This window comes from Janthinobacterium sp. GW460-12-1-14-LB5 (assembly GCF_059423585.1).
Genome location: NZ_JBWKYD010000021.1, coordinates 71,166 through 91,298 on the forward strand (window position 1 = coordinate 71,166; position 20,133 = coordinate 91,298).

At 66.9% G+C, this 20,133-nt stretch carries 14 protein-coding genes; 9 read left to right on the top strand and 5 right to left on the bottom strand.

What is annotated here, in order from left to right:
* Nucleotides 1-205: 205 nt before the first annotated feature.
* Both AC07X6_RS21090 and AC07X6_RS21095 read left to right on the top strand, forming a co-directional pair.
* Nucleotides 206-1,120, top strand: coding sequence for a lipase family alpha/beta hydrolase (locus tag AC07X6_RS21090; RefSeq protein WP_494792251.1), 915 nt, complete (start codon nt 206-208; stop codon nt 1,118-1,120).
* Between the two features lie 10 nt (nt 1,121-1,130).
* Nucleotides 1,131-2,057 (top strand): lipase secretion chaperone, encoded by a 927-nt coding sequence (locus AC07X6_RS21095; protein WP_494792252.1) that lies wholly within the window; start codon nt 1,131-1,133, stop codon nt 2,055-2,057.
* 3 nt (nt 2,058-2,060) lie between these two features.
* Here AC07X6_RS21095 and AC07X6_RS21100 read toward each other — a convergent pair whose 3' ends face one another.
* From AC07X6_RS21100 to AC07X6_RS21115, 4 genes are all read right to left on the bottom strand, one after another.
* Nucleotides 2,061-4,775 (bottom strand): ATP-binding protein, encoded by a 2,715-nt coding sequence (locus AC07X6_RS21100; RefSeq protein ID WP_474291715.1) that lies wholly within the window; start codon nt 4,773-4,775, stop codon nt 2,061-2,063.
* A gap of 114 nt (nt 4,776-4,889) precedes the next feature.
* The gene (locus tag AC07X6_RS21105) at nt 4,890-5,927 is read right to left on the bottom strand and encodes a putative bifunctional diguanylate cyclase/phosphodiesterase (protein ID WP_494792253.1); all 1,038 of its coding nucleotides are present in this window, start codon (nt 5,925-5,927) and stop codon (nt 4,890-4,892) included.
* The gene (locus AC07X6_RS21110; protein ID WP_329958050.1) at nt 5,927-7,525 is read right to left on the bottom strand and encodes a methyl-accepting chemotaxis protein; all 1,599 of its coding nucleotides are present in this window, start codon (nt 7,523-7,525) and stop codon (nt 5,927-5,929) included. The genes AC07X6_RS21105 and AC07X6_RS21110 overlap by 1 nt, the downstream gene beginning before the upstream one ends.
* A gap of 344 nt (nt 7,526-7,869) precedes the next feature.
* Nucleotides 7,870-9,633: a methyl-accepting chemotaxis protein gene (locus tag AC07X6_RS21115; protein ID WP_230539474.1), complete on the bottom strand. Its 1,764-nt coding sequence runs from the start codon at nt 9,631-9,633 to the stop codon at nt 7,870-7,872.
* A gap of 352 nt (nt 9,634-9,985) precedes the next feature.
* On the opposite strand from AC07X6_RS21115, the gene AC07X6_RS21120 reads away from it, so the two are divergent.
* From AC07X6_RS21120 to AC07X6_RS21150, 7 genes are all read left to right on the top strand, one after another.
* Complete coding sequence (locus tag AC07X6_RS21120; RefSeq protein ID WP_474291716.1) at nt 9,986-10,930, top strand: 5'-nucleotidase; 945 nt, start codon at nt 9,986-9,988, stop codon at nt 10,928-10,930.
* A gap of 87 nt (nt 10,931-11,017) precedes the next feature.
* Nucleotides 11,018-14,461: a transcription-repair coupling factor gene (mfd, locus tag AC07X6_RS21125; protein WP_494792254.1), complete on the top strand. Its 3,444-nt coding sequence runs from the start codon at nt 11,018-11,020 to the stop codon at nt 14,459-14,461.
* A gap of 55 nt (nt 14,462-14,516) precedes the next feature.
* Entirely contained in the window at nt 14,517-15,359 is an 843-nt protein-coding gene (gene serB, locus AC07X6_RS21130) for a phosphoserine phosphatase SerB (RefSeq protein ID WP_494792286.1), read from the top strand.
* 91 nt (nt 15,360-15,450) lie between these two features.
* The gene (locus AC07X6_RS21135; RefSeq protein WP_494792255.1) at nt 15,451-16,179 is read left to right on the top strand and encodes a hypothetical protein; all 729 of its coding nucleotides are present in this window, start codon (nt 15,451-15,453) and stop codon (nt 16,177-16,179) included.
* Complete coding sequence (locus AC07X6_RS21140; RefSeq protein ID WP_494792256.1) at nt 16,176-17,090, top strand: TIGR04222 domain-containing membrane protein; 915 nt, start codon at nt 16,176-16,178, stop codon at nt 17,088-17,090. Before AC07X6_RS21135 ends, AC07X6_RS21140 begins: the two co-directional genes overlap by 4 nt.
* Nucleotides 17,080-17,934: an MbnB/TglH/ChrH family RiPP precursor modification enzyme gene (locus tag AC07X6_RS21145; RefSeq protein ID WP_494792257.1), complete on the top strand. Its 855-nt coding sequence runs from the start codon at nt 17,080-17,082 to the stop codon at nt 17,932-17,934. The genes AC07X6_RS21140 and AC07X6_RS21145 overlap by 11 nt, the downstream gene beginning before the upstream one ends.
* On the top strand, nt 17,931-18,197 hold the full coding sequence (locus tag AC07X6_RS21150) for a hypothetical protein (protein ID WP_230539468.1): 267 nt from the start codon (nt 17,931-17,933) through the stop codon (nt 18,195-18,197). The genes AC07X6_RS21145 and AC07X6_RS21150 overlap by 4 nt, the downstream gene beginning before the upstream one ends.
* A gap of 4 nt (nt 18,198-18,201) precedes the next feature.
* On the opposite strand, the gene AC07X6_RS21155 is transcribed toward AC07X6_RS21150, so the two are convergent.
* A complete protein-coding gene (locus AC07X6_RS21155; protein WP_494792258.1) occupies nt 18,202-20,079 on the bottom strand; it encodes a serine hydrolase domain-containing protein in 1,878 nt (625 codons plus the stop codon).
* Nucleotides 20,080-20,133 lie beyond the last annotated feature (54 nt).

A 20,133-nucleotide genomic window follows, 5' to 3' on the forward strand; every position in this document is an offset into this window, starting at 1 on the left:
TTCAACTATGCAATGGGCGCATAAGCAACGCCAAATTCCCACAGTTATTGCGCTGCATCATGCAATTCACTGCAATTTAAATCCAGCAATGCTACATTCAAGAAACCGAGCGCTCGCTATTTTTAATGCATCGAGAATGTACAGGAGCGCACGGTTCATCGCTACAGCATCGACATTTCCATATTATTCAAATAACGGAGACAAAATGAAGACTCGCTTCTGGCAACTGCTATCCACCCTACTCCTCACCCTCGCCATCCTGCCCGGCAGCGCCGGCGCCGCCGGCTACACGCAAACGAAATACCCGATCGTGCTCGTGCACGGCCTGTTCGGCTTCGACAAGCTGGGGCCCGTCGAATACTTCTATGGCGTGCCCGACGCCCTGCGCAGCGGCGGCGCGCAAGTGTATGTGACCACCGTCTCGGCCGCCAACAGCACGGAAGTGCGCGGCGAGCAGCTGCTGTCGCAGGTGCGGCAAATCCTCGCCGCCACGGGAGCGGCCAAGGTCAATTTGATCGGCCACAGCCACGGCGGCCCCACGGCCCGCTATGTCGCGTCCGTACGGCCTGACCTGGTGGCGTCCGTCACCAGCGTGGCCGGCGTCAACAAGGGCTCCAGGGTGGCCGATATCCTCAGCGGCGCCATTCCCAATACCAGTAACGCGCTGGGCAACGCGCTCGCTTCCCTGATCGGCATTTTGTCGGGCAACAAGGGCTTGCCGCAAAACGCGGGTGCCTCGCTCGCATCGCTGTCCACGGCCGGCTCGCTGGCCTTCAACAGCCGCCACCCGCAAGGCGTGCCCACCTCCGCCTGCGGCGAAGGCGCCTACCAGGTGCAAGGCGTGTACTACTTTTCGTGGAGCGGCGCGCAACCGTACACGAATGTGCTCGACGTGGGCGACCCGGCCCTGGCGGCCATCAGCCTGGCCTTCGGCGGCGTCAAGAACGATGGCCTGGTCAGCAGCTGCTCCAGCCACCTGGGCAAGGTGATCCGCGATGACTACGCCATGAACCACCTCGATGAAGTCAACCAGTTCGTCGGCATCGTCAACCTGTTCGAGACGAACCCCGTCACCGTCTTCCGCCAGCAGGCCAACCGCCTGCAAGGCCTGGGACTGTAAGGAGCCTACGATGCACACGAACGCGAAATGGATCATCGGCGGCAGCCTGGCGGCCCTGGCCCTGTACCTGGCGCTGCGCCCCGGAGAGCCGCCCGCCCCGCCGCCGGAAAAGGCGGAACCGGACCTGTTCGCGTTCGTGCGCTCGATGCAAGGCACGCGGCCCGACGGCAACGTGACGGTGGCCGCCGGCGACAAGCTGGTGGTCGACGCGGAACTGGGCCACCTGTTCGACTACTACCTGGCGGGCCTCGGCGAAAAGCCGCTGGCCGCCATCCGCAGCCAGATCGAGGCGGAACTCGACAAGCGCCTGGCGCCCGTCCCCGCCCGCGAAGCGAAGCGCCTGCTGGGCGCTTATCTGGCCTACAAGCAGGCGCTGGCCGGCGCGGAACAGGCCTTGCCGGCGCAAGCCGATCCCGCCCTGGCGGCGCGCGCGCGCCTGCAAGCGATGCGCGCCCTGCGCGGCAATTATTTTACGGCGGAGGAAAGCGCTGGCCTGTTCGGCGCCAGCGACACGTATGACGACGACGCCGTGGCGCGCATGGCCATCCTCGGCGACACGTCGCTCGACGAGGCGCAGCGCCAGGCGCAACTGGCCGCGCTGGACCAGAAGCTGTCACCGGCCCAGCGCGATGCGCGCGACGCACCGGCCAGGGTGGCGCAGCTGGACGCCTCGGTCAAGGCCTTGCGCGCCCAGGGCGGCGGCGAGAATGAAGTCTACCGCCTGCGCGCGGCCACCTTCACGCCGGCGGCGGCGGCGCGCCTGGCGGAACTGGACCGCGAGGAATCGCAGTGGCAGCAGCGCATCATCGCGTATCAGGCACAGAAGGCGCAGCAGGCCGGCCTGCCCGGCGGCGCGCAGGATGCGGCGGCCCTGCAGCAATTGCGCGACGCCAGTTTCACGCCGGAGGAACAGCGCCGGCTGGGTGCCTACGAATAGCGTTCAAGCCAGCCGCGCCAGCAAAGCTGCCGCCGCCATCACGTCCGTGGTGTCGCGTCCCTGGCGGTAGCCGGCATGGATCGGGGCCAGCACGGCATGCGCAGCGGCGGCGCGGCCCTGCGCCTGCATCACGGCAGCCAGGCTGGTGGCGCAGCGCAGCTCCCAGCCCGGCGCCTGCTGGCCCCGGGCCAGCAGCAGCGCTTCTTCCAGCTGCACGCGCACCGCTTCCAGGCCGGCCGCATCGTCTTGCGCCAGCGCCCGCCAGCGGTGGTGCGCATCGCGGCGCAGCACTTCCGGCGCGCTCCATGGCGCCAGGCCCGTGCGCGCGCGCCGCAGCGCCTGGCTATCGGCGGCCGCGTCGTGCAGGGTGGCCATCAGATCGATCTGTATTGGCCAGCTGCGCACCGAAGGCCAGGGAAACTCCGTCACCGTATCGCCCGCGTCGAGCAGCCGCTGGTAGGCGGCGCCCCAGGCGCTCCAGTACAGCAAACCATAGCGGGCCGCATGCTCGCACAGCAGGCAGGTCCAGGCATGCGCCAGCCCCCGCTGCCCGCACCACAGGGCGACGGGAATGGCATTGATGGCCAGCGCCACGCACAGCGTGACGCCATTGTGCCCGAAGCCCACCGTCACCGCCTCGCGCGCCAGCGCCAGGGCGTCGTCGGGGCAGCCCTGCATCCACAGGCAACGCGCCAGCGTGCCGCGCAGGCAGACCTGGTGATCGGCCAGCAAGGCATTGTTGAAGCCGAGCTGTCCGGCGCCTTCGGGATGCGCGAGCACCATGCGCGCCAGCGCCGCCGACTCCGCGTACCGTCCGCGCAAGTACTCGCCCGCCGAACGCATGCGCGCCAGCACCAGGCGCATCGCCATATCGTCGCGCGCTTCGCACAGGACGGCCAGCTGCTCCACGTAACCGTCGGCGCGCTGGAAATCGGCCAGCTTCAGGCTGCAGACCCACATGCCGCAAATCGCATCAAAGCGGCGGCTGTCATCGTCCATGCGCATGGCCAGCGCATAACCGCGCTGAAACGAACGCAGCATGGTGCCGGTGACGCCCTGCGTATGCAGCAGCAGGTGCGCCAGCGACGCATGCAGCTGCATCTCGCTGCCGGGGTCGTCCAGCGCATGCGCGGCCATGCGCTCGAGCGCCCGCTCGACGCGCACGCGGTATTCATCCATCAGCGACAGCTGATAGAACAGGGTTTGCGCAGCCAGGGTCAGCGCCACGCCCAGCGCCACGTCGCCCTCCTCGCCGAAGGCCCAGTCGATAGCGGCGCGCAAATCATCGACATGGCGGCCGTAGCGCGCGCTCCAGTGGGCCGGCGGCATGTTTTCCCAGTCGGCGGCGATGCGTCCGGCCAGGCCCAGGCAATGGCGCGCATGGCGCAGCAGCACGGCGCCGGCATCCCCGCCCGCCGCCAGCTGCGCGCTAGCATACGCGCGCGTGGTGTCGAGCAGCCGGTAATACACGTGCTGGCGGCAAAATTCGATGCTGACGAGGGACTTGGCCGCCAGGTCGGCCAGCGTGTCGAATATGTCGCAGCCCGCCACGGCGCTGGCCGACTCCAGGCGGAAGCGGCTCTTGAACACGCTCAGCGCCTGCAGCACCTGGCGCTCTTGCGCGTCGAGCAGGCCGTAGCTCCAGTCCAGCGTGGCGCGCAGGGTCTGGTGGCGCAAGGGCATGTTGCGCGCGCCACGCGTGAGCAGGCGAAAGCGGTCGTCGAGCTGGCGGCGCAATTCGTGCAAGCCGAAATGGCCGATGCGCCCGGCCGCCAGCTCCAGCGCCAGCGGGATGCCGTCGAGGCGCCGGCAGATGTCCACCACCACGGGCACATCGGCGTCGGCCAGCACGAAAGCATCGTCGACGGCCGCGCAGCGTTCGCAAAACAGCTGCACCGCGGCGAAATGGCGGGCCGCCGCCGCATCGGGCACGGCATCGGCAGGCGGCAATTCCAGCGCGGGCAGGCGCTGCAGCTGCTCGCTGGTGATGCGCAGCGGCTCGCGGCTGGTGGCCAGCACGTGCAGCAGCGGCGCGCCCTTGAGCAAGGCGTCGGCCAGCGTGGCGGCCGCGCCGATCACGTGCTCGCAGTTATCGAGCACGATCAGCATGTGGCGCGGGCGCAAATAGGCCAGCAAGACCGGCATGGCGTCGCCGGCCGGCACCGCCATCCCCAGCGCCGTGGCCAGCGCCAGCGGCACCAGGCGGCCCTCGTCCAGCGGCGACAGGTCGACGAAACACACGCCGTCGGCATAGCGGCGCAGCACGCGCGTGGCCAGGGCGACGGCCAGGGTGGTCTTGCCGATGCCGCCCGGACCGGCAATGCACAACAGGCGCAATTGCAGCAGCTGGTTGGCCATCGTTTGCAGCACCTCGGCGCGGCCCAGCATGCGCGTCAGCATGACGGGCAGGTTATGCCGCGGCTCGGCGCCCGCCGCACCGGGCGCCGGCCGGCCCGTGTGCGCCAGCGGCGCCAGGAAGCCGTAGCCGCGCCCGGGGATGGTGGTGATGTAGCGCTGGCCGTCGCGGCCATCGCCCAGCGCCTTGCGCAGCGCCGCCAGGTGCACGCGCAAGGTCGCGTCGTCGACCACGGCATTGGGCCAGACGATGCTCACCAGTTCATGCTTGTCGACGATGTCGCCGGCGCGTTCCAGCAGGGCCAGCAGCAAGTCCATGGCCCGGCTGCCCAGGCGCAGCGCGCGATCGCCCTCGAATAGCACGCGTTCTAGCGGCAAAAGGCGAAACGGGCCGAATACATAGGCCGGGACGGGACTGTTTATCATTCTTGCGTGGGGGAGAAAGTGTTAAAGCATGCGGCTTGCAGTGGCCATATTCTACTGAGCATCCACGCCAGGCCGCATGGCGCCATGTTTCGGCGCTGTTACATGGCCGGCCGGCACGCCGGCGGCCAGCAGTGCGGCCACGTCGGACGCGCACGCCGGGCGGTGCAGGTAAAAGCCCTGCACCTGCGGGCAACCCAGCTGCCGCAGCCGCGCCAGCTGCCGGGCGTTTTCCACACCTTCGGCCAGTACCTGCAAACCCAGGCCGCGCGCCAGCGCAATGGTCGAGGCGACGATCACAGTGTCACTATCTGCGCTGCCCAGGTCGCCGATGAAGCAGCGGTCGATCTTGATGGTGTGAATCGGCAGCATCCTGACGTGGCTGAGCCCCGAATGGCCGGTGCCATAGTCGTCGAGCGAAATGGCCAGGCCCAGCGCGCGCAACTGGCGCAATACCTGCGTTGCCTGCGCCATGTCGTCGATGCAGCAGCTTTCCGTCACTTCCAGTTCCAGCAGGCCGGGCGCGATGGCGTGGCGCCGCAGGCAGCCCAGCACGAAGTCCGGCAAGTGCGGCTGGCACAGCTGGCGCGCCGAGATATTCACCGCGACAGGCACCAAAGGTAGGTCCGCCGCGCGCCACTGCGCCAGCTGGCGGCAAGCCGCGTCGATGCCCCAGTTGCCCAGCGCGACGATGGCGTCAGTCTGCTCGGCCAGGCCGATGAATTCGTTCGGATAGACCAGGCCGTGGCGCGGATGCTCCCAGCGCAGCAGCGCTTCCAGGCCGACCAGGCGCAGCTGCGCCGTATCGAACTTGCCCTGGTAGTGAAAGCGGAATTCGCCGCCGGCGATGGCGCCGTCCAGGCGCGCCTGCAATTCCCGGCCGCGCGCCGATGCCATCGGCTTGCCGCCGCGCCCATCCCGCGCCCGCCACAGCACGGCGCAGCCCAGCGCCAGCGCCGCCAGTGCCACCTGCAGCACGTGACGCGGCTGCGCCCCGTCCAGCCAGATGCCCAGCAGCAAGCAGGCGGCCAGCACAGCGCACAGCAGCGCCCGCGCGCGCGGGCCGTGCCAGAACCTTGCCAGGCGCGCCACTAGGCCAGCAGGCGCGGCACGGCCGGCGCGCTCCGGCGCGGCAAGGCGTCAGCCGGCCCCTGGCGCAGCCGGAATACGCTGACCACCCGCAGCAGGTTCGCCGCCTCGCCTTCCAGCGACTGCGAGGCGGCCGCCGCTTCCTCCACCAGGGCGGCATTCTGCTGCGTCACTTCGTCCATCTGCACCACCGCCTGGCTGACCTGGCCGATGCCCGTGCTTTGCTCGGCGCTGGCGGCCGTGATGTCGGCCACCATCTGGCTCACGCGCCCCACGGCCGCCACCACGTCCTGCATGGTGGCGCCGGCCTGCGCGACGAGGGCCGCGCCCGCGTCGACCTGCCGGGTGGAATTGGCGATCAGGGCGCGGATATCGCGCGCCGCCGCCGCGCTGCGCTGCGCCAGGCTGCGCACTTCCGTCGCCACGACGGCAAAGCCGCGCCCCTGCTCGCCCGCGCGCGCCGCTTCCACGGCCGCATTCAGGGCCAGGATATTCGTCTGGAAGGCCAGCATGTCGATCACGCCGATGATGTCGGCAATCTGCGCCGACGAGGCGCTGATGGCGTCCATCGTGTGGATCACCTGCCCCACGGCGTGCCCGCCCGCGCCGGCGATGTTCGCCGCTTCGACGGCAAGCACGCTGGCATGGCGCGCATTGTCCGCGTTCTGCTGCACGGTGGAGCTGAGTTCCTCCATGGCCGACGCGGTCTGTTCGAGCGAACTGGCCTGCTCCTCCGTGCGCGAGGACAGGTCGCTATTGCCGGCCGCGATCTGCGACGAGGCCGTGGCGATGGTGTCGGTGCCGCTGCGCACCCGCTGCACGATGTCGAGCAGGTTGCCGTTCATGATGCACAGCGCGTCGAGCAGTTTGCCCGTTTCATCGCCGCCGTGGCGGCCGAAGACCGAAGTCAGGTCGCCGGCGGCCACGGTCTGCGCCACCGTCAGGGCATGGCGCAGCGGATCGACGATGCTGCGCGTGACCAGCCAGGCCGTGACGAGCGAAAAGAACACTGCCAGCGCGCTCAGCGCCAGCATCATGTTGCGCGCCGTGGCGTATTCATGGCGCACCTGGGCGCCCGCCTCCTCCATCAGGTCGTGCTGGTGCGTGATCAGGCTTTCCAGCGCCGCCATGTAGCGCAGCTGGTCGCCGCGCACCGTACCGAGCAGCAGCGCCGTCGCTTCGTCGCGCGCGCCCTCTTCCAGCAGGGCCAGCACCTTGTCGCGCCCGCCGTTGAACGCGGCGCGCGCCTGCGTCACGGCCGCCATCAGCGCGCGGCCCTGCGGCGACAGCACCACCTTTTCCAGCTGCGCCAGGCCCTTTTCCGTTTCGCCGCCCGCCTGGGCGATGGTGGCGCGTTCCTGCGCCAGCTGCTGCGGTTCCGTCATCAGCAGCAGGTTGCGCGAGGAGCGCGCGATGATGTTGACATTCTTGATGATGTCGTTGGCCAGCACGGTTTTCGGATATTTATCATCGATCACGTCGCGCATGCGCAGCTCCAGGCTGGACAGGCGCAGCATGCCCAGCGCGGCAGTCGCCAGCAGCAGCAAGGTCAACAATGCAAAGGAGCAGCGCAGGCGCGTGCCGATTTTCATATTTGCCATCTTTATTCGCATCCTTCAGTGTGGTGCATCGGTGATCGCGCCGGGCTCGCATGCAAGGCTGACGGCAATGGCTGCCGCCTGCCACGAATGGCCGGACGCAGCAGGCGGAGGGGTCAGCCGGGGTGTGGCCGAGGCGGGAACAAGGGCGGTACGGCAGGCAGTGTGAGTTATCTCACAAGCAATGTCGCGTTAAGTTTTGAAAAGATTTGCTTAGATGGCAAAACAGCTATTTATATAACGCTGTTTTTTTAATAAGTAGAAACCGCAGTGCGCGCCTGTGCGCGCATGCAAGAACGGCCGCGCAAGGCGGCCGTCCGAAAGGGTGCGCTGGCGCCGTCAATCCGTCAGAACACTTCCCACTCGTCGTCGCGCGGCGCGCTCTGGCGCGCGGATGGCACGGCATGCAGGGCCGGGCGGCCCGCCGTGGGGCGTGATGCAGGACGCTTCGGCGCCGCGCTGGCCACCGCGGCGCGCGGCGCGGCCGGCCTGGCGTTCGCGTTAGCGCGCGCGGCCGGCGCCTGCGCACCATCGAGCTTGAAGACGCTGACCACCTGGGCCAGCTGGCCCGATTGCTCCTGCAGCGATTCGGCCGCGGCCGCCGCTTCTTCCACCAGGGCCGCGTTTTGCTGCGTCACCTGGTCCATCTGGCCGATGGCCTGGTTGATCTGGTCGATGCCCGAGCTTTGCTCCTGCGTGGCCAGGCTGATTTCCGCCATGATGTCCGTCACGCGCTGCACGCTGGAGACGATTTCGGCCATCGTGCTGCCCGCTTCGGCCACCAGCTTGCTGCCCGCATCGACGGCCACCACGGAGTCGCCGATCAGGGTCTTGATTTCTTTCGCTGCGCCAGCGGATCTTTGGGCAAGATTGCGCACTTCCGTCGCCACGACGGCAAAGCCGCGCCCCTGCTCGCCCGCGCGCGCCGCCTCGACTGCCGCGTTCAGGGCCAGGATATTCGTCTGGAAGGCGATGCCGTCGATGACGGAAATGATGTCGACGATCTTGCGCGAGGAGTCGTTGATGGCATCCATGGTCTCGACCACCTTGCCCACCACGGCGCCGCCCTTCACGGCCACGCCCGAGGCGGAGAGCGCCAGCTGGTTCGCCTGCTGGGCGTTGTCGGCATTCTGCCGCACGGTGGAGGTCAGCTCTTCCATCGACGACGCCGTCTCTTCCAGCGAACTGGCCTGCTCTTCCGTGCGCGAGGACAGGTCCAGGTTGCCGCTGGCAATTTCCGACGACGCCGTGGCGATGGTCTCCGTGCCGCCGCGCACCTGGCTGACGATGTTGACCAGGCTGGAATTCATGTCTTTCAGCGCCTGCAGCAGCTGGCCCGTTTCTTCCGTCGTGTGCACCTCGATATGGCTCGTCAGGTCGCCCGACGCCACCGTTTGCGCCACTTTCACGGCCGAATTGATCGGCTGCGTGATGGCGCGCGTGATGTAGGCGGCGCAGCCCATGCCCACGGCCGAAGCCAGCAAGCCGAGGATGACCATCAGGCTTTCCGAGCGGATCACGGCCGCGCTGCCTTCCTTGACGCTGGCGTCGGCCACGCCGTTATTGAGCTTGATGATCTCGTTGAGGGTGGCTTCGGCCTTGCTGAACAGGCTGCGCGAATCCTGGTACTGCTTGTAGAAGGCGACGAACAGCTCCTTCTGCCGCGGCTCGTCGCGGTTGTCGGCCAGCTGGCGCAGGATGGCGCGCACCTTGTCGTCATCGCCCTTCCAGGCGGCCCACTCCTCCAGAAAGCGCTTCCACAGCACGGCTTCCTCGGGCGTTTGCGGCAGCGGCTCGTACAGCTTGCGGCCCGCCTCGATATTCGTCCAGGCCTTGGTGCGCAGCTGCAGCGCTTCCGCGAACTTGTCCTGTGCCTGGTAATTGTTTTCATAGATGGCGGCCGTCAGGGTGGCGGCGGCGACGGCCGTCTGGCCTTCGTTCATCATCATCAGGCCCTGGATCGACGGCAGGCGCACCACGCCGATTTCATTGACGGCGTTGCCCACGGTGGCGATGCCCGTGTAGCCGCTGATGCCCACCACCAGCAAGGCCACCATCATCACGGCGACGAGCGTCGCCAGCTTCCATTTGATCAGTAAATTCTTAAACATGGCTAGGTCCTTTATAAAGTCACGACGACTGCTGGCGAGGTTGGGGCTGGCATGTTCGAGTAAAACAGCTGACACTTGTACTGACACTTGTATAAAGGTGGCGGGGATAGGGCGTACGCTTCGTTACAATTGGCGAGAATTCATAAGGGGAAGCATAGTGGAAAATACACGCGCTGGCTGCTACATACTTGATACAAGACAAGATTTATTTCTTTACTGTGGCGCGTGTTGCACAGCAGCGAAAAAAAAAGGCCCGGCGCCCCGTTTTGGTGCAGAAAATCCCCATGTACCACTATTGGCTACGCAGTTGATAGTCGTATAAGATGAGCAACAAGCAAACAACAGGCAGACCATGGCTTATCCTATCGAACACAAACTGGTGATCGGGGTCGCTTCCAGCGCCCTGTTCGACCTGGCCGAATCGCACCAGGTCTACCTCGACAACGGCCCCGAGGAATACCGCAAGTACCAGGAAACGCATATCGACACGGTCTTGCCGCGCGGCGTGGCCTTCCCCTTCATCCGCCGTTTCCTGAACATCAACAAGCACTATCCGCGCCAGTCGCCCGTGGAAGTGGTGCTGTTTTCGCGCAATTCGCCGGAAACGGGCTTGCGCGTCATGCACTCGATCGCGCACTACGGCCTCGATATCTCGCGCGCCGCCTTCATGACGGGCAAGTCGCCGTATCCTTATCTGCCCGCCTTCAACGCCTCGCTCTTCCTCAGCGCGAACGAGGACGACGTGCGCAGCGCCCTGGCCTGCAACTATCCGGCCGGCCTGGTGCTGCCGTCGCGCACGGAAGACGATGAAAACGACGAGGAACTGCGCGTTGCCTTCGATTTCGACGGCGTGATCGCCGACGACGAAGCGGAAACCGTGTTCAAGCGCAACAATGACGTCGATGAATTCCACGCCCATGAAACCCTGAACGTGGGCACGCCGCACCGCCCCGGCCCACTGGCCGACCTGTTCCAGAAGCTGGCCACCATGCAGCGCCTGGAAGAAAAGGCGCAGCGGCGCGACCCCGGCTACAGAAAGATCCTGCGCATCGCCATCATCACGGCGCGCAACGCGCCCTCGCACGAGCGCGTCGTGACGACCCTGAAAAGCTGGGGCGTGGCGGCCGACGAGACGTTTTTCCTCGGCGGCATGGACAAATCGCGCGTGCTGGCCGTGTTCAAGCCGCATATCTTCTTCGACGACCAGTTGAGCCACCTCAAATCGGCGGGCGGAACCATCCCCATGGTGCATGTGCCGTTCGGGATTGCAAATATCCGTGCGAGCGATGGTCTATAATCTCGCCTGTCAGCGCCGTCACTGGCGGCGCGGCGCGCATCACAGCTGTCCCACTCAACTGCCTCTGCCACTAGTGTCATCGCCTGCATGTCCTTAGACTTAACAAAAGCCCTCCCCAAGCCCGGCAACCGCTACGCGCTGCCCGCCCTGTATGGTTCATCCGACGCCTATGCCCTGGCGCTGGCCGCGCTGGCATTAAAAGCGCGGGGCCAGATGCTGGCCGTGGTGGTGGCGCAGGCCAGCGACGGCCAGCGCCTGCTCGATGAAATCCCGTGGTTTGGCGGCAAGGAACTGCGCTGCCATCTGCTGCCGGACTGGGAAACCCTGCCCTACGACGCCTTCTCGCCGCACCAGGACCTGGTCTCCGAGCGCCTGGCCACCCTGCACGAAATCCAGACGCGCCAGTGCGACGTCTTGATCGTGCCGGCCACCACGGCGCTGGTGCGCCTGGCGCCGCCGTCCTTTTTGGCCGCCTACACCTTCTTCTTCAAGAAGGGCGAAACGCTGGACGAAGCGCGCCTGAAGTCGCAGCTGACGCTGGCCGGCTACAGCCATGTGTCGCAAGTGATGTCGCCCGGCGAATACTCGGTGCGCGGCGGCCTGCTCGACCTGTTCCCCATGGGCTCGGCCCTGCCCTACCGGCTCGACCTGTTCGGCGACACCATCGAGACCATCCGCACCTTCGATGCCGACACCCAGCGCTCGCTGTATCCCGTGCATGAAGTGCGGCTGCTGCCGGGACGCGAATTTCCCATGGATGAAGCGGCGCGCACCACCTTCCGCAACCGCTGGCGCGAACAGTTCGAGGGCGACCCGTCGCGCTCCGTCGTCTACAAGGACATCAGCAGCGGCATCGCCTCGGCCGGCATCGAATACTATCTGCCCCTGTTCTTCGAACAGACGGCCACCCTGTTCGACTACCTGCCGCCCGACGCCTCGCTGGCCCTGGTGGGCGAGATCGACGCTGCCATCAGCCGCTTCTGGACCGATACCCAGTCGCGCTACCGCTTTTTGAAGGCCGACCGCGAGCGGCCGATTTTGCCGCCCGAAGCGCTGTTCCTGTCCGACGAGCAGTTCTTCGGCCTGGCCAAGCCGTATCCGCGCCTGGCGATTGCGAAGTCGAACGACGCGCTGGCGTCCGAACTGTCGGCGCCGATTCCCAACATCGCCGTCAACCGCCGCGCCGACGACCCGCTGGCCAACCTGCGCAGCTATCTGCTGCAAGCGGGCCGCCGTGTGATGATCTGCGCCGAATCGAACGGCCGCCGCGAAACCCTGCAACAGTACTTCGCCGAATACGATCTGCACCTGACACCCGTGGAAGGCAGCGACGGCTTTCTGCAGTCCGATGCCAAGCTGATGCTGGGCGTGGCGCCGCTGCACGCGGGCTTCGAATTGTTCCGGCCCGAGGGCAATCTGGCCTTCATCACGGAAACCGAACTGTATGCCGGCTCCGGCCGCCGCGTCGGCAGCAAGAAACAGGAAGGCGTGACGCAGGTCGAGTCGATGGTGCGCGACCTGTCCGAGCTGAAAATCGGCGACCCCGTCGTGCACATCAACCACGGCATCGGGCGCTACATGGGCCTGACCAGCATGGACCTGGGCGAAGGCGAGACGGAATTTTTGCACCTCGAATACGCCAAGGACACGAAACTGTACGTGCCCGTATCGCAACTGCATGTGATCTCGCGCTATTCGGGCGCCTCGCCGGAAGACGCCCCGCTGCACTCGCTCGGCTCAGGCCAGTGGGAAAAGGCGAAAAAACGCGCGGCCGAACAGGTGCGCGACACGGCCGCCGAGCTGCTCAACCTGTACGCCCGCCGCGCGCTGCGCCAGGGCCACTCGTTCGAATTCTCGTCGCACGACTACCAGCGCTTCGCCGACAGCTTCGGCTTCGACGAAACGCCGGACCAGGCCGAAGCCATCCACAACGTCATCAAGGACATGACGTCCGGCAAACCGATGGACCGCCTCGTGTGCGGCGACGTCGGCTTCGGCAAGACGGAAGTGGCGCTGCGCGCCGCCTTCATCGCCGTCATGGGCGGCAAGCAGGTGGCGATACTGGCGCCCACCACCCTGCTGGCCGAGCAGCATGCGCAAACCTTCGCCGACCGCTTCGCCGACTGGCCCGTGCGCATCGCGGAACTGTCGCGCTTCCGCACCGGCAAGGAGATCACGCAAGCGTTCAAGGGCATGGCCGACGGCACCATCGACATCGTCATCGGCACGCATAAACTGCTGTCCGATGACGTGAAGTTTACCCGTCTGGGCCTCGTCATCATTGACGAAGAACACAGGTTCGGCGTGCGCCAGAAGGAAGCATTAAAGGCCTTGCGCGCGGAGGTGGACGTGCTGACCCTGACGGCCACGCCGATCCCCCGCACCCTGGGCATGGCGCTGGAAGGCTTGCGCGACTTTTCCATCATCGCCACGGCGCCGCAAAAGCGCCTGGCCATCAAGACGTTCGTGCGCAGCGAGGGCGAAGCCATCATCCGCGAAGCATGTTTGCGCGAACTCAAACGCGGCGGCCAGATCTACTTCCTGCACAACGAGGTGGAAACCATCCAGAACCGCCTGGCCATGCTGACGGAACTGCTGCCCGAGGCGCGCATCGCCGTGGCGCACGGCCAGATGCATGAGCGCGACCTGGAAAAGGTCATGCGCGACTTCGTCGCCCAGCGCTTCAATATCTTGCTGTGCACGACCATCATCGAGACGGGCATCGACGTGCCGACGGCGAACACCATCATCATGCACCGCGCCGACAAGTTCGGCCTGGCGCAGCTGCACCAGCTGCGGGGACGCGTGGGCCGCTCGCATCACCAGGCCTACGCCTACCTGCTGGTGCACGACGTGCAGGGCCTGACGAAACTGGCGCAGCGCCGCCTGGATGCCATCCAGCAGATGGAAGAACTGGGCAGCGGCTTTTACCTGGCCATGCACGACCTGGAAATCCGCGGCGCCGGCGAAGTGCTGGGCGAAAGCCAGTCGGGCGAGATGACGGAAATCGGCTTCCAGCTGTATTCGGACATGCTCAACGAAGCCGTGCGCTCGCTGAAGGCGGGCAAGGAGCCGGACCTGGCCGCGCCGCTGGCGTCGACGACGGAGATCAACCTGCACGTGCCGGCCCTGCTGCCGGCGGACTTCTGCGGCGACGTGCACGAGCGCCTGTCGATCTACAAGCGCCTGGCCAACTGCGCCACGCAGGAAAAGATCGACGATATCCAGGAAGAGCTGATCGACCGCTTCGGCAAGCTGCCCGACGCCGTCAAGGCGCTGGTCGAGACGCACCGCCTGCGCATCGCCGCGAAAACCGTGGGCATCGTCAAGATCGACGTGCATAGCGAGGCGGCCACCCTGCAATTCATGGCCAAGCCGCCCATCGACCCGATGCGCATCATCGACCTGATCCAGAAAAACCGCCACATCAAGCTGCATGGCCAGGACAAGCTGAAAATCACGGCTGCCATGCCGGACCTGGCCGCGCGCGTGACGCAGATCAAGACCACCATCAAGCAATTGACGGTGTAGACCATTTCGACCATTTATGCAGGCCTGACCCATGACCAATACCAAGACCATCACCATGAACCTGATCCTGCAGGGCCTGGACGGCGACAGCGCCCGTCTCGAGCGCATCGCCGCGCTGGCCGCGCCCACGTCCGTCACGCGCCTGGGTCCAAACGCCGTGCGCTGCGAACAGATCGCCTATTCGCCCGCGCTGCGCCCCACCATCGAAGTGGCGGCCCAGGCGGCGCAGCTGGACGCCACCTACATGATGGGCCAGCGCGAGCTCGGCGAATTCAAGCTGGTGGCGATGGACATGGATTCGACCCTGATCACCATCGAATGCATCGATGAAATCGCCGACATGCAGGGCTTAAAACCGCAAGTGGCGGCCATCACGGAAGCGGCCATGCGCGGCGAACTCGATTTCGCGGCCAGCCTGAAGCAGCGCGTGGCCCTGCTCGAAGGCCTCGATGCGTCGGCCCTGCAGCGCGTCTACGATGAGCGCCTGAAGCTGTCGCCGGGCGCGGAAACCATGCTGGCGGCCGTGCAAAAGGCCGGCCTGAAAACCCTGCTGGTGTCGGGCGGCTTTACCTTCTTCACCGAGCGCCTGAAGGAACGCCTGGGCCTCGACTACACGCATGCGAACGAACTGGAAATCGTCGACGGCAAGCTGACGGGCAAAGTGTTAGGGGGCATCGTCGACGCCGAGGAAAAGCAGCGCACGGTGGAACGCGTGTGCGCGGAGATGGGTATTGTGCCAGCGCAAGCCATCGTCATGGGCGACGGCGCCAACGACTTGAAGATGATGGGCATCGCGGGCCTGTCCGTGGCCTTCCGCGCCAAGCCCGTGGTGCGCTCGCAGGCCGACGTGGCGCTGAACTTCGTGGGCCTCGACGGCTTGCTCAACGTCTTGTCCTGAGCCGGTGCCAGGCGGTGCGCGCACGATGGCATAAGTTTGCTATATTGCAAACTTATGCGCATCCCGCCAGCCCACCGTGAAAGAACACCGCATGCCGCCCTCGTTGCCCGAAGAAATACAACGCCACCTGGACTTGTTTGTTGCTGCCGCGCAAAACGCCTTTGGCGCCGACCTGGCCGCCGCCGTGCTGTTTGGCTCGGCCGCCGATGGCCAGTTGCGCGCCACGTCCGACGTCAACCTGCTGTTGCTGCTCAAGCGCTTCACGCCGCAGGCGGCCGACGCGCTGCGCAGCCCCTTGCGCCTGGCGCACGCCGCCATCGATTTGCAGGTGATGTTCCTGCAAGAAAACGAACTGGCCGATGCCGCCGACGCCTTCGCCGTGAAGTTTGCCGACATCATCGCGCGCCACCGGGTCTTGCTGGGCAATGATCCTTTCGCCAGCCTGCGCACCAGCCGCGACGCCGTGCTGCGCCGGCTGCGGCAAGTGCTGCTGAACCAGCAGCTGCGCATGCGCGAACGCTATCTGCTCCTGAGCGTGAACGAAGAACAGCTGGCCGGCGCCATCGCCGACGCGGCCGGCCCCCTGCGCTCGGCCGCCGCCTCGCTGGCGCAGCTGGAGGGCAAATCTGCGCTGTCCGGCAAGCAGGCGCTCGAAGCGTTTGTCGACCAGCTGGGCGAACCGGCCCTGCACGCCGCCCTGCAAGCCATGTCAAAGGCGCGCGAAACGGCGCGCCTGGCGCCGGGGCAAGCCCTGCCCGCCTTCACGGGCCTGATGACGATTACCGAACGCCTGCGCGAGCACGCGGAGACCATGCGGTGAACGGCGTCAATCCGTTCGACTGGAGCGGGCCGTGGTTCCTGCTGGCCTACCTGATCTTCGGCGCGCTCGTGTACTACGGCGTGCGCGAGCTGCTGATCCGCCAGGAATTGCGCAATCCGCACGCCCAGCTGTCGCTGGCCGACGATCCCTACCGCATCGCCTTCCTGCGCGGCGGCGCCCTCGAAGCCGTGAAGATCGCCGCCATCGTGCTGGTCGACCGCGGCTTGCTGCGCGCCGACGGCCCGCTGCTGGAAACGGCCAGCGCCGACAGCCTGCGCTTCGCCAGCCATGACATCGAACGCGACGTGCTGCGGCTGTACCTGGGCCGCCAGGGCCACAGCAGGGAACTGGCCGTGCAGGCCGAGATGCTGCCCGCGTGCCGCGCCTACCAGGAGACCTTGACGCAGCAGGAATTGCTGGTCGGCCCGCCGCTGCTGCGCCGGCGCGAACGCCTCACCTGGGCCGCACACTGGCTGCTGGTGACGGTAGCCGGCGTCAAGGCCGTCATCGCCATCAGCCGCCAGCACTACAACCTGCTGTTCCTGGCGCTGCTGCTGGCGATTTTTCTCCTCATGCTGCGCGGCTTGCGCACCCACGCGACCAGCTGGAGCGCGCAGCGGCTGCTGACCGACCTGCGCATGCTGTTTGGCCGCCTGAACATGCGCGCATCGCGCCTGCAGGCGGGCAGCAACAGCGCCGACATGGCCCTGCTGGCCGCCATCTTCGGCATGGGCGCCCTGCCGCCGTCGGTGTACGCGTATGTCGCCGAGCTGTACCCGGTGCCCCGGCAAGGTACGGGCAGGGACTCGTCGTCCGGCGGCACGGGCGACTCGTCATCGGGCGATGGCGGCGGTGATGGCGGCGGCAGCGGCTGCGGCGGTTGCGGCGGTGGCGGCGGCTGTGGCAGTTGAGTTGGGGGCAGCGCGCGACCGTGTCGGCCTGGGCTGGCGCGGCGAGCTGGCTGCCGGCATCCTGTCCCACCTGGCGCGGATCGACGTGCTGGAAGTGATCGCCGACGATTATTACCATGCCTCGCGCGCCGGCATCGCCGCCCTGCGCAGCCTGGCGCGCCAGGTGCCCGTCAGCCTGCACGGCGTGGGCATGGGGCTGGCCTCGACGATACCCGCCGACCCGCGCCGCCTGCAGGCGATGGCGCGCCTGATGAAACAGGTGCAGGCGGAATCGTGGTCCGAACACCTGAGTTTCGTGCGCGCCGGCGGCGTCGAGATCGGCCACCTGGCGGCGCCGCCGCGCACGCCGCACAGCGCCGCCGGCGCCATCGCCAATATCGGGCTGGCCACGCGCATCGTCGGCAGCGCGCCGCTGATGGAAAACATCGCCACCCTGGTGCAGCCGCCCGCCAGCACCTTGGACGAAGCGCAGTGGCTGACGCGCATTCTTGACGGCGCGCAAGTGCCGCTGCTGCTGGACCTGCATAATCTGTATGCGAATGCCGTCAATGCGGGCGAGTCGCCGCCGGCACTGCTGCTGCGCCTGCCCCTGGACAGGGTGGGCGCCGTGCACCTGAGCGGCGGCCACTGGATAGCTGCGCCGGGCGGCGGCCAGCGCCTGCTGGACGACCATCTGCACGATGTGCCGCCCGAAGTGTTCGCTTTATTGACCCTGCTGGCGCGCCATGCGCCCCAGCCCCTGACGGTGATCGTCGAACGCGACGGCAATTACCCGTCGTTCGAGCACGTGCTGGGCCAGCTGGAGCTGGCGCGCGCGGCCTTGCGCGCGGGGCGCAGCGCATGAGTTCTCCCGCGCTGGAAACCTATCTGGCCAGGCTGTACACGGACGACGCCGTGCTTGGCGCCTTCCTGCTCGCGCCGCATGCGCAAGCCTTGCTGCACGGCTTGTCGCCGCAGGAAGCGGAGGCGATGGCGGCGATGGACCGCGTCGGCCTGCAAATGGCGGCGGCCAGCTATCGCGCCAAGCGCGCCGGGCGCGCCGGACATGGCCGCCAGGCCCGGCCGGCGCAACGCTGGTGGCGCCGGCTGCTGGCAGGCTGGATCTGACGCTCTACAACTGCCATAGCCGCAGCGGCAGCAAGCCCCACCAGGCCAGCACCAGCAGCAGTTGCAGGGCCGCCAGCAAGGCCACCCAATCCCATTTCGCCCACAACCCCGCCTCGGCCGCCGTACCGCGGCTGCGCCAGCAGCGGGCCAGGCCGAATGCCGTGGCCAGCGGCAGCGCGCCCGTCACCATTGCCAGCAGCACGCTGGCGATGGTGACGTCGCCCAGACGCAGGTAGGACTGGAAATAGAAAAACGGCAGCGGCAGGAGCAGCGCCAGCAGCGACAGCAGGGGCGCGAACAGATGGTCGCCCCGTCCCAGGCTGCGCAGCGCGGCGCGCCAGACACCCACCACCAGCACGTACAGCAAGCCGGCGGCGCCCAGGGCCAGGCTGCCCCACAGCACCAGCATGCGCAGCATCGATACCCGCTCATAGCTGCGCAAGCCGTCGCTGAGCACATGCTTGCCATCCTCTTGCATCAGCACGTGCGACGGCGTGCTGCGGTCGCTGGCGCGGAACAGCAAGCCGCCCACCGGTTCCAGCTCCTTCGGCTCGCCCTGGAACGGGATCAGGAACAGCGATTCGCCATCCCATTTGAGGCGCGTAAAACCGAAGACGGCATCGACCCAGGCCATGCTGGCCATGGGACTGGGCGACGGCACGTAGACGCCCTGCCAGTTTTCCACCGTGGGCGCGGGCGTGCCCTGCGGGGCCGGCGCGCGCAGGGGCAGCTCCAGGTCGCGCAGCAGCAGGCGGTTGAAGCGTTCATAGTCGGCTGCTTCCGCATCCGTATTGAAGGCCACGAAGAAGGCGCTTTTCTGTTCAGGATAAAGGCACAGCATGGCGCGAAAACCCACGGCCGTGCCGGGGTGGCAGGCGCCCACCACATTGTGGCGGTCGCGCACGGCCAGCGCCAGGCCGTGGCCCGTTGCCAGTCCCGCCTGCGCCGCATCCGTGCCGGCCGGCTCGGACAAGGCGCCCATCAGCGCCAGGTCGATGAAGCGCTTGCCCTGCAGCTTGCCGTCGCCCATTAAAAATTGCGCCAGCTTGGCCATGTCGGCCGCCGTGGTGGTAAATTGCGCGGCCGGACGCAAGTACTGGGGCACGGCCGGCTGCGCCACGCCATGCTCGAAGTGGCCCATCGCCAGGCGCGGGTCCGCCTGCGCGCCCGCCTGCGTGCTCATTTGGGTGACAAAGGTAAACGTGCTGTCCGCCATACCCAGCGGCTGCAGCAGCTGCGCATCGAGATAGCGTTCATACGGCTGGCCCGTGACCTTCTCGATCACCATGCCCAGCAAGCCATAGCCCATGTTCGAGTACGCGTAGCGGCTGCCGGGCCGGGCGCGCACGCGCAGCAGCTTGCGTCCGCCGTCAAAAGCGGCCGCCAGCGGGGTCTGCGGCGCCGGATTCAGGCTGAATGCCTGCCAGAAGCGCACATTATCGAGGCCGGACGTGTGCGCCAGCAGGTGGCGGATGCGCACGGGGTCGCTGGCCTGCCACGGGTTGTTCAGCGCCAGCTCGGGCAGCACCTGCTGCAGGGGCGTGTCGAGCGTGAGCTTGTCTTCGCTGACGAGGCGCAAGACGCCCAGCGCCAGCGCCACCTTGCCCACGGAACCCACCTGCATGCGGGTGTCCGCCTGCATCGGTACTTGCTTGGCGGTATCGCGCAGGCCGGACGCGCCGACTTTGACTGTGCCATCGGGCAAGACTTCGCTCCAGACTGCACCCGCCAGGCCCTCTTCCTTCAAGCCGGCGGCAAACTCCGCCTCCAGGCTGTCGCCGGCGGCATGGGCCACCGTGGCGCACAGCAGCAACGCCGGCGCGGCGCGCCGCAGCCAGGACCTGGCCCGCGCGGCCAGGGTGGCATATTGATTTCGTTTCAACAATGTATTCTGCCTTTTTGCATGGACTGCGCTCCCGCGCCGCTTTGCTTGTTA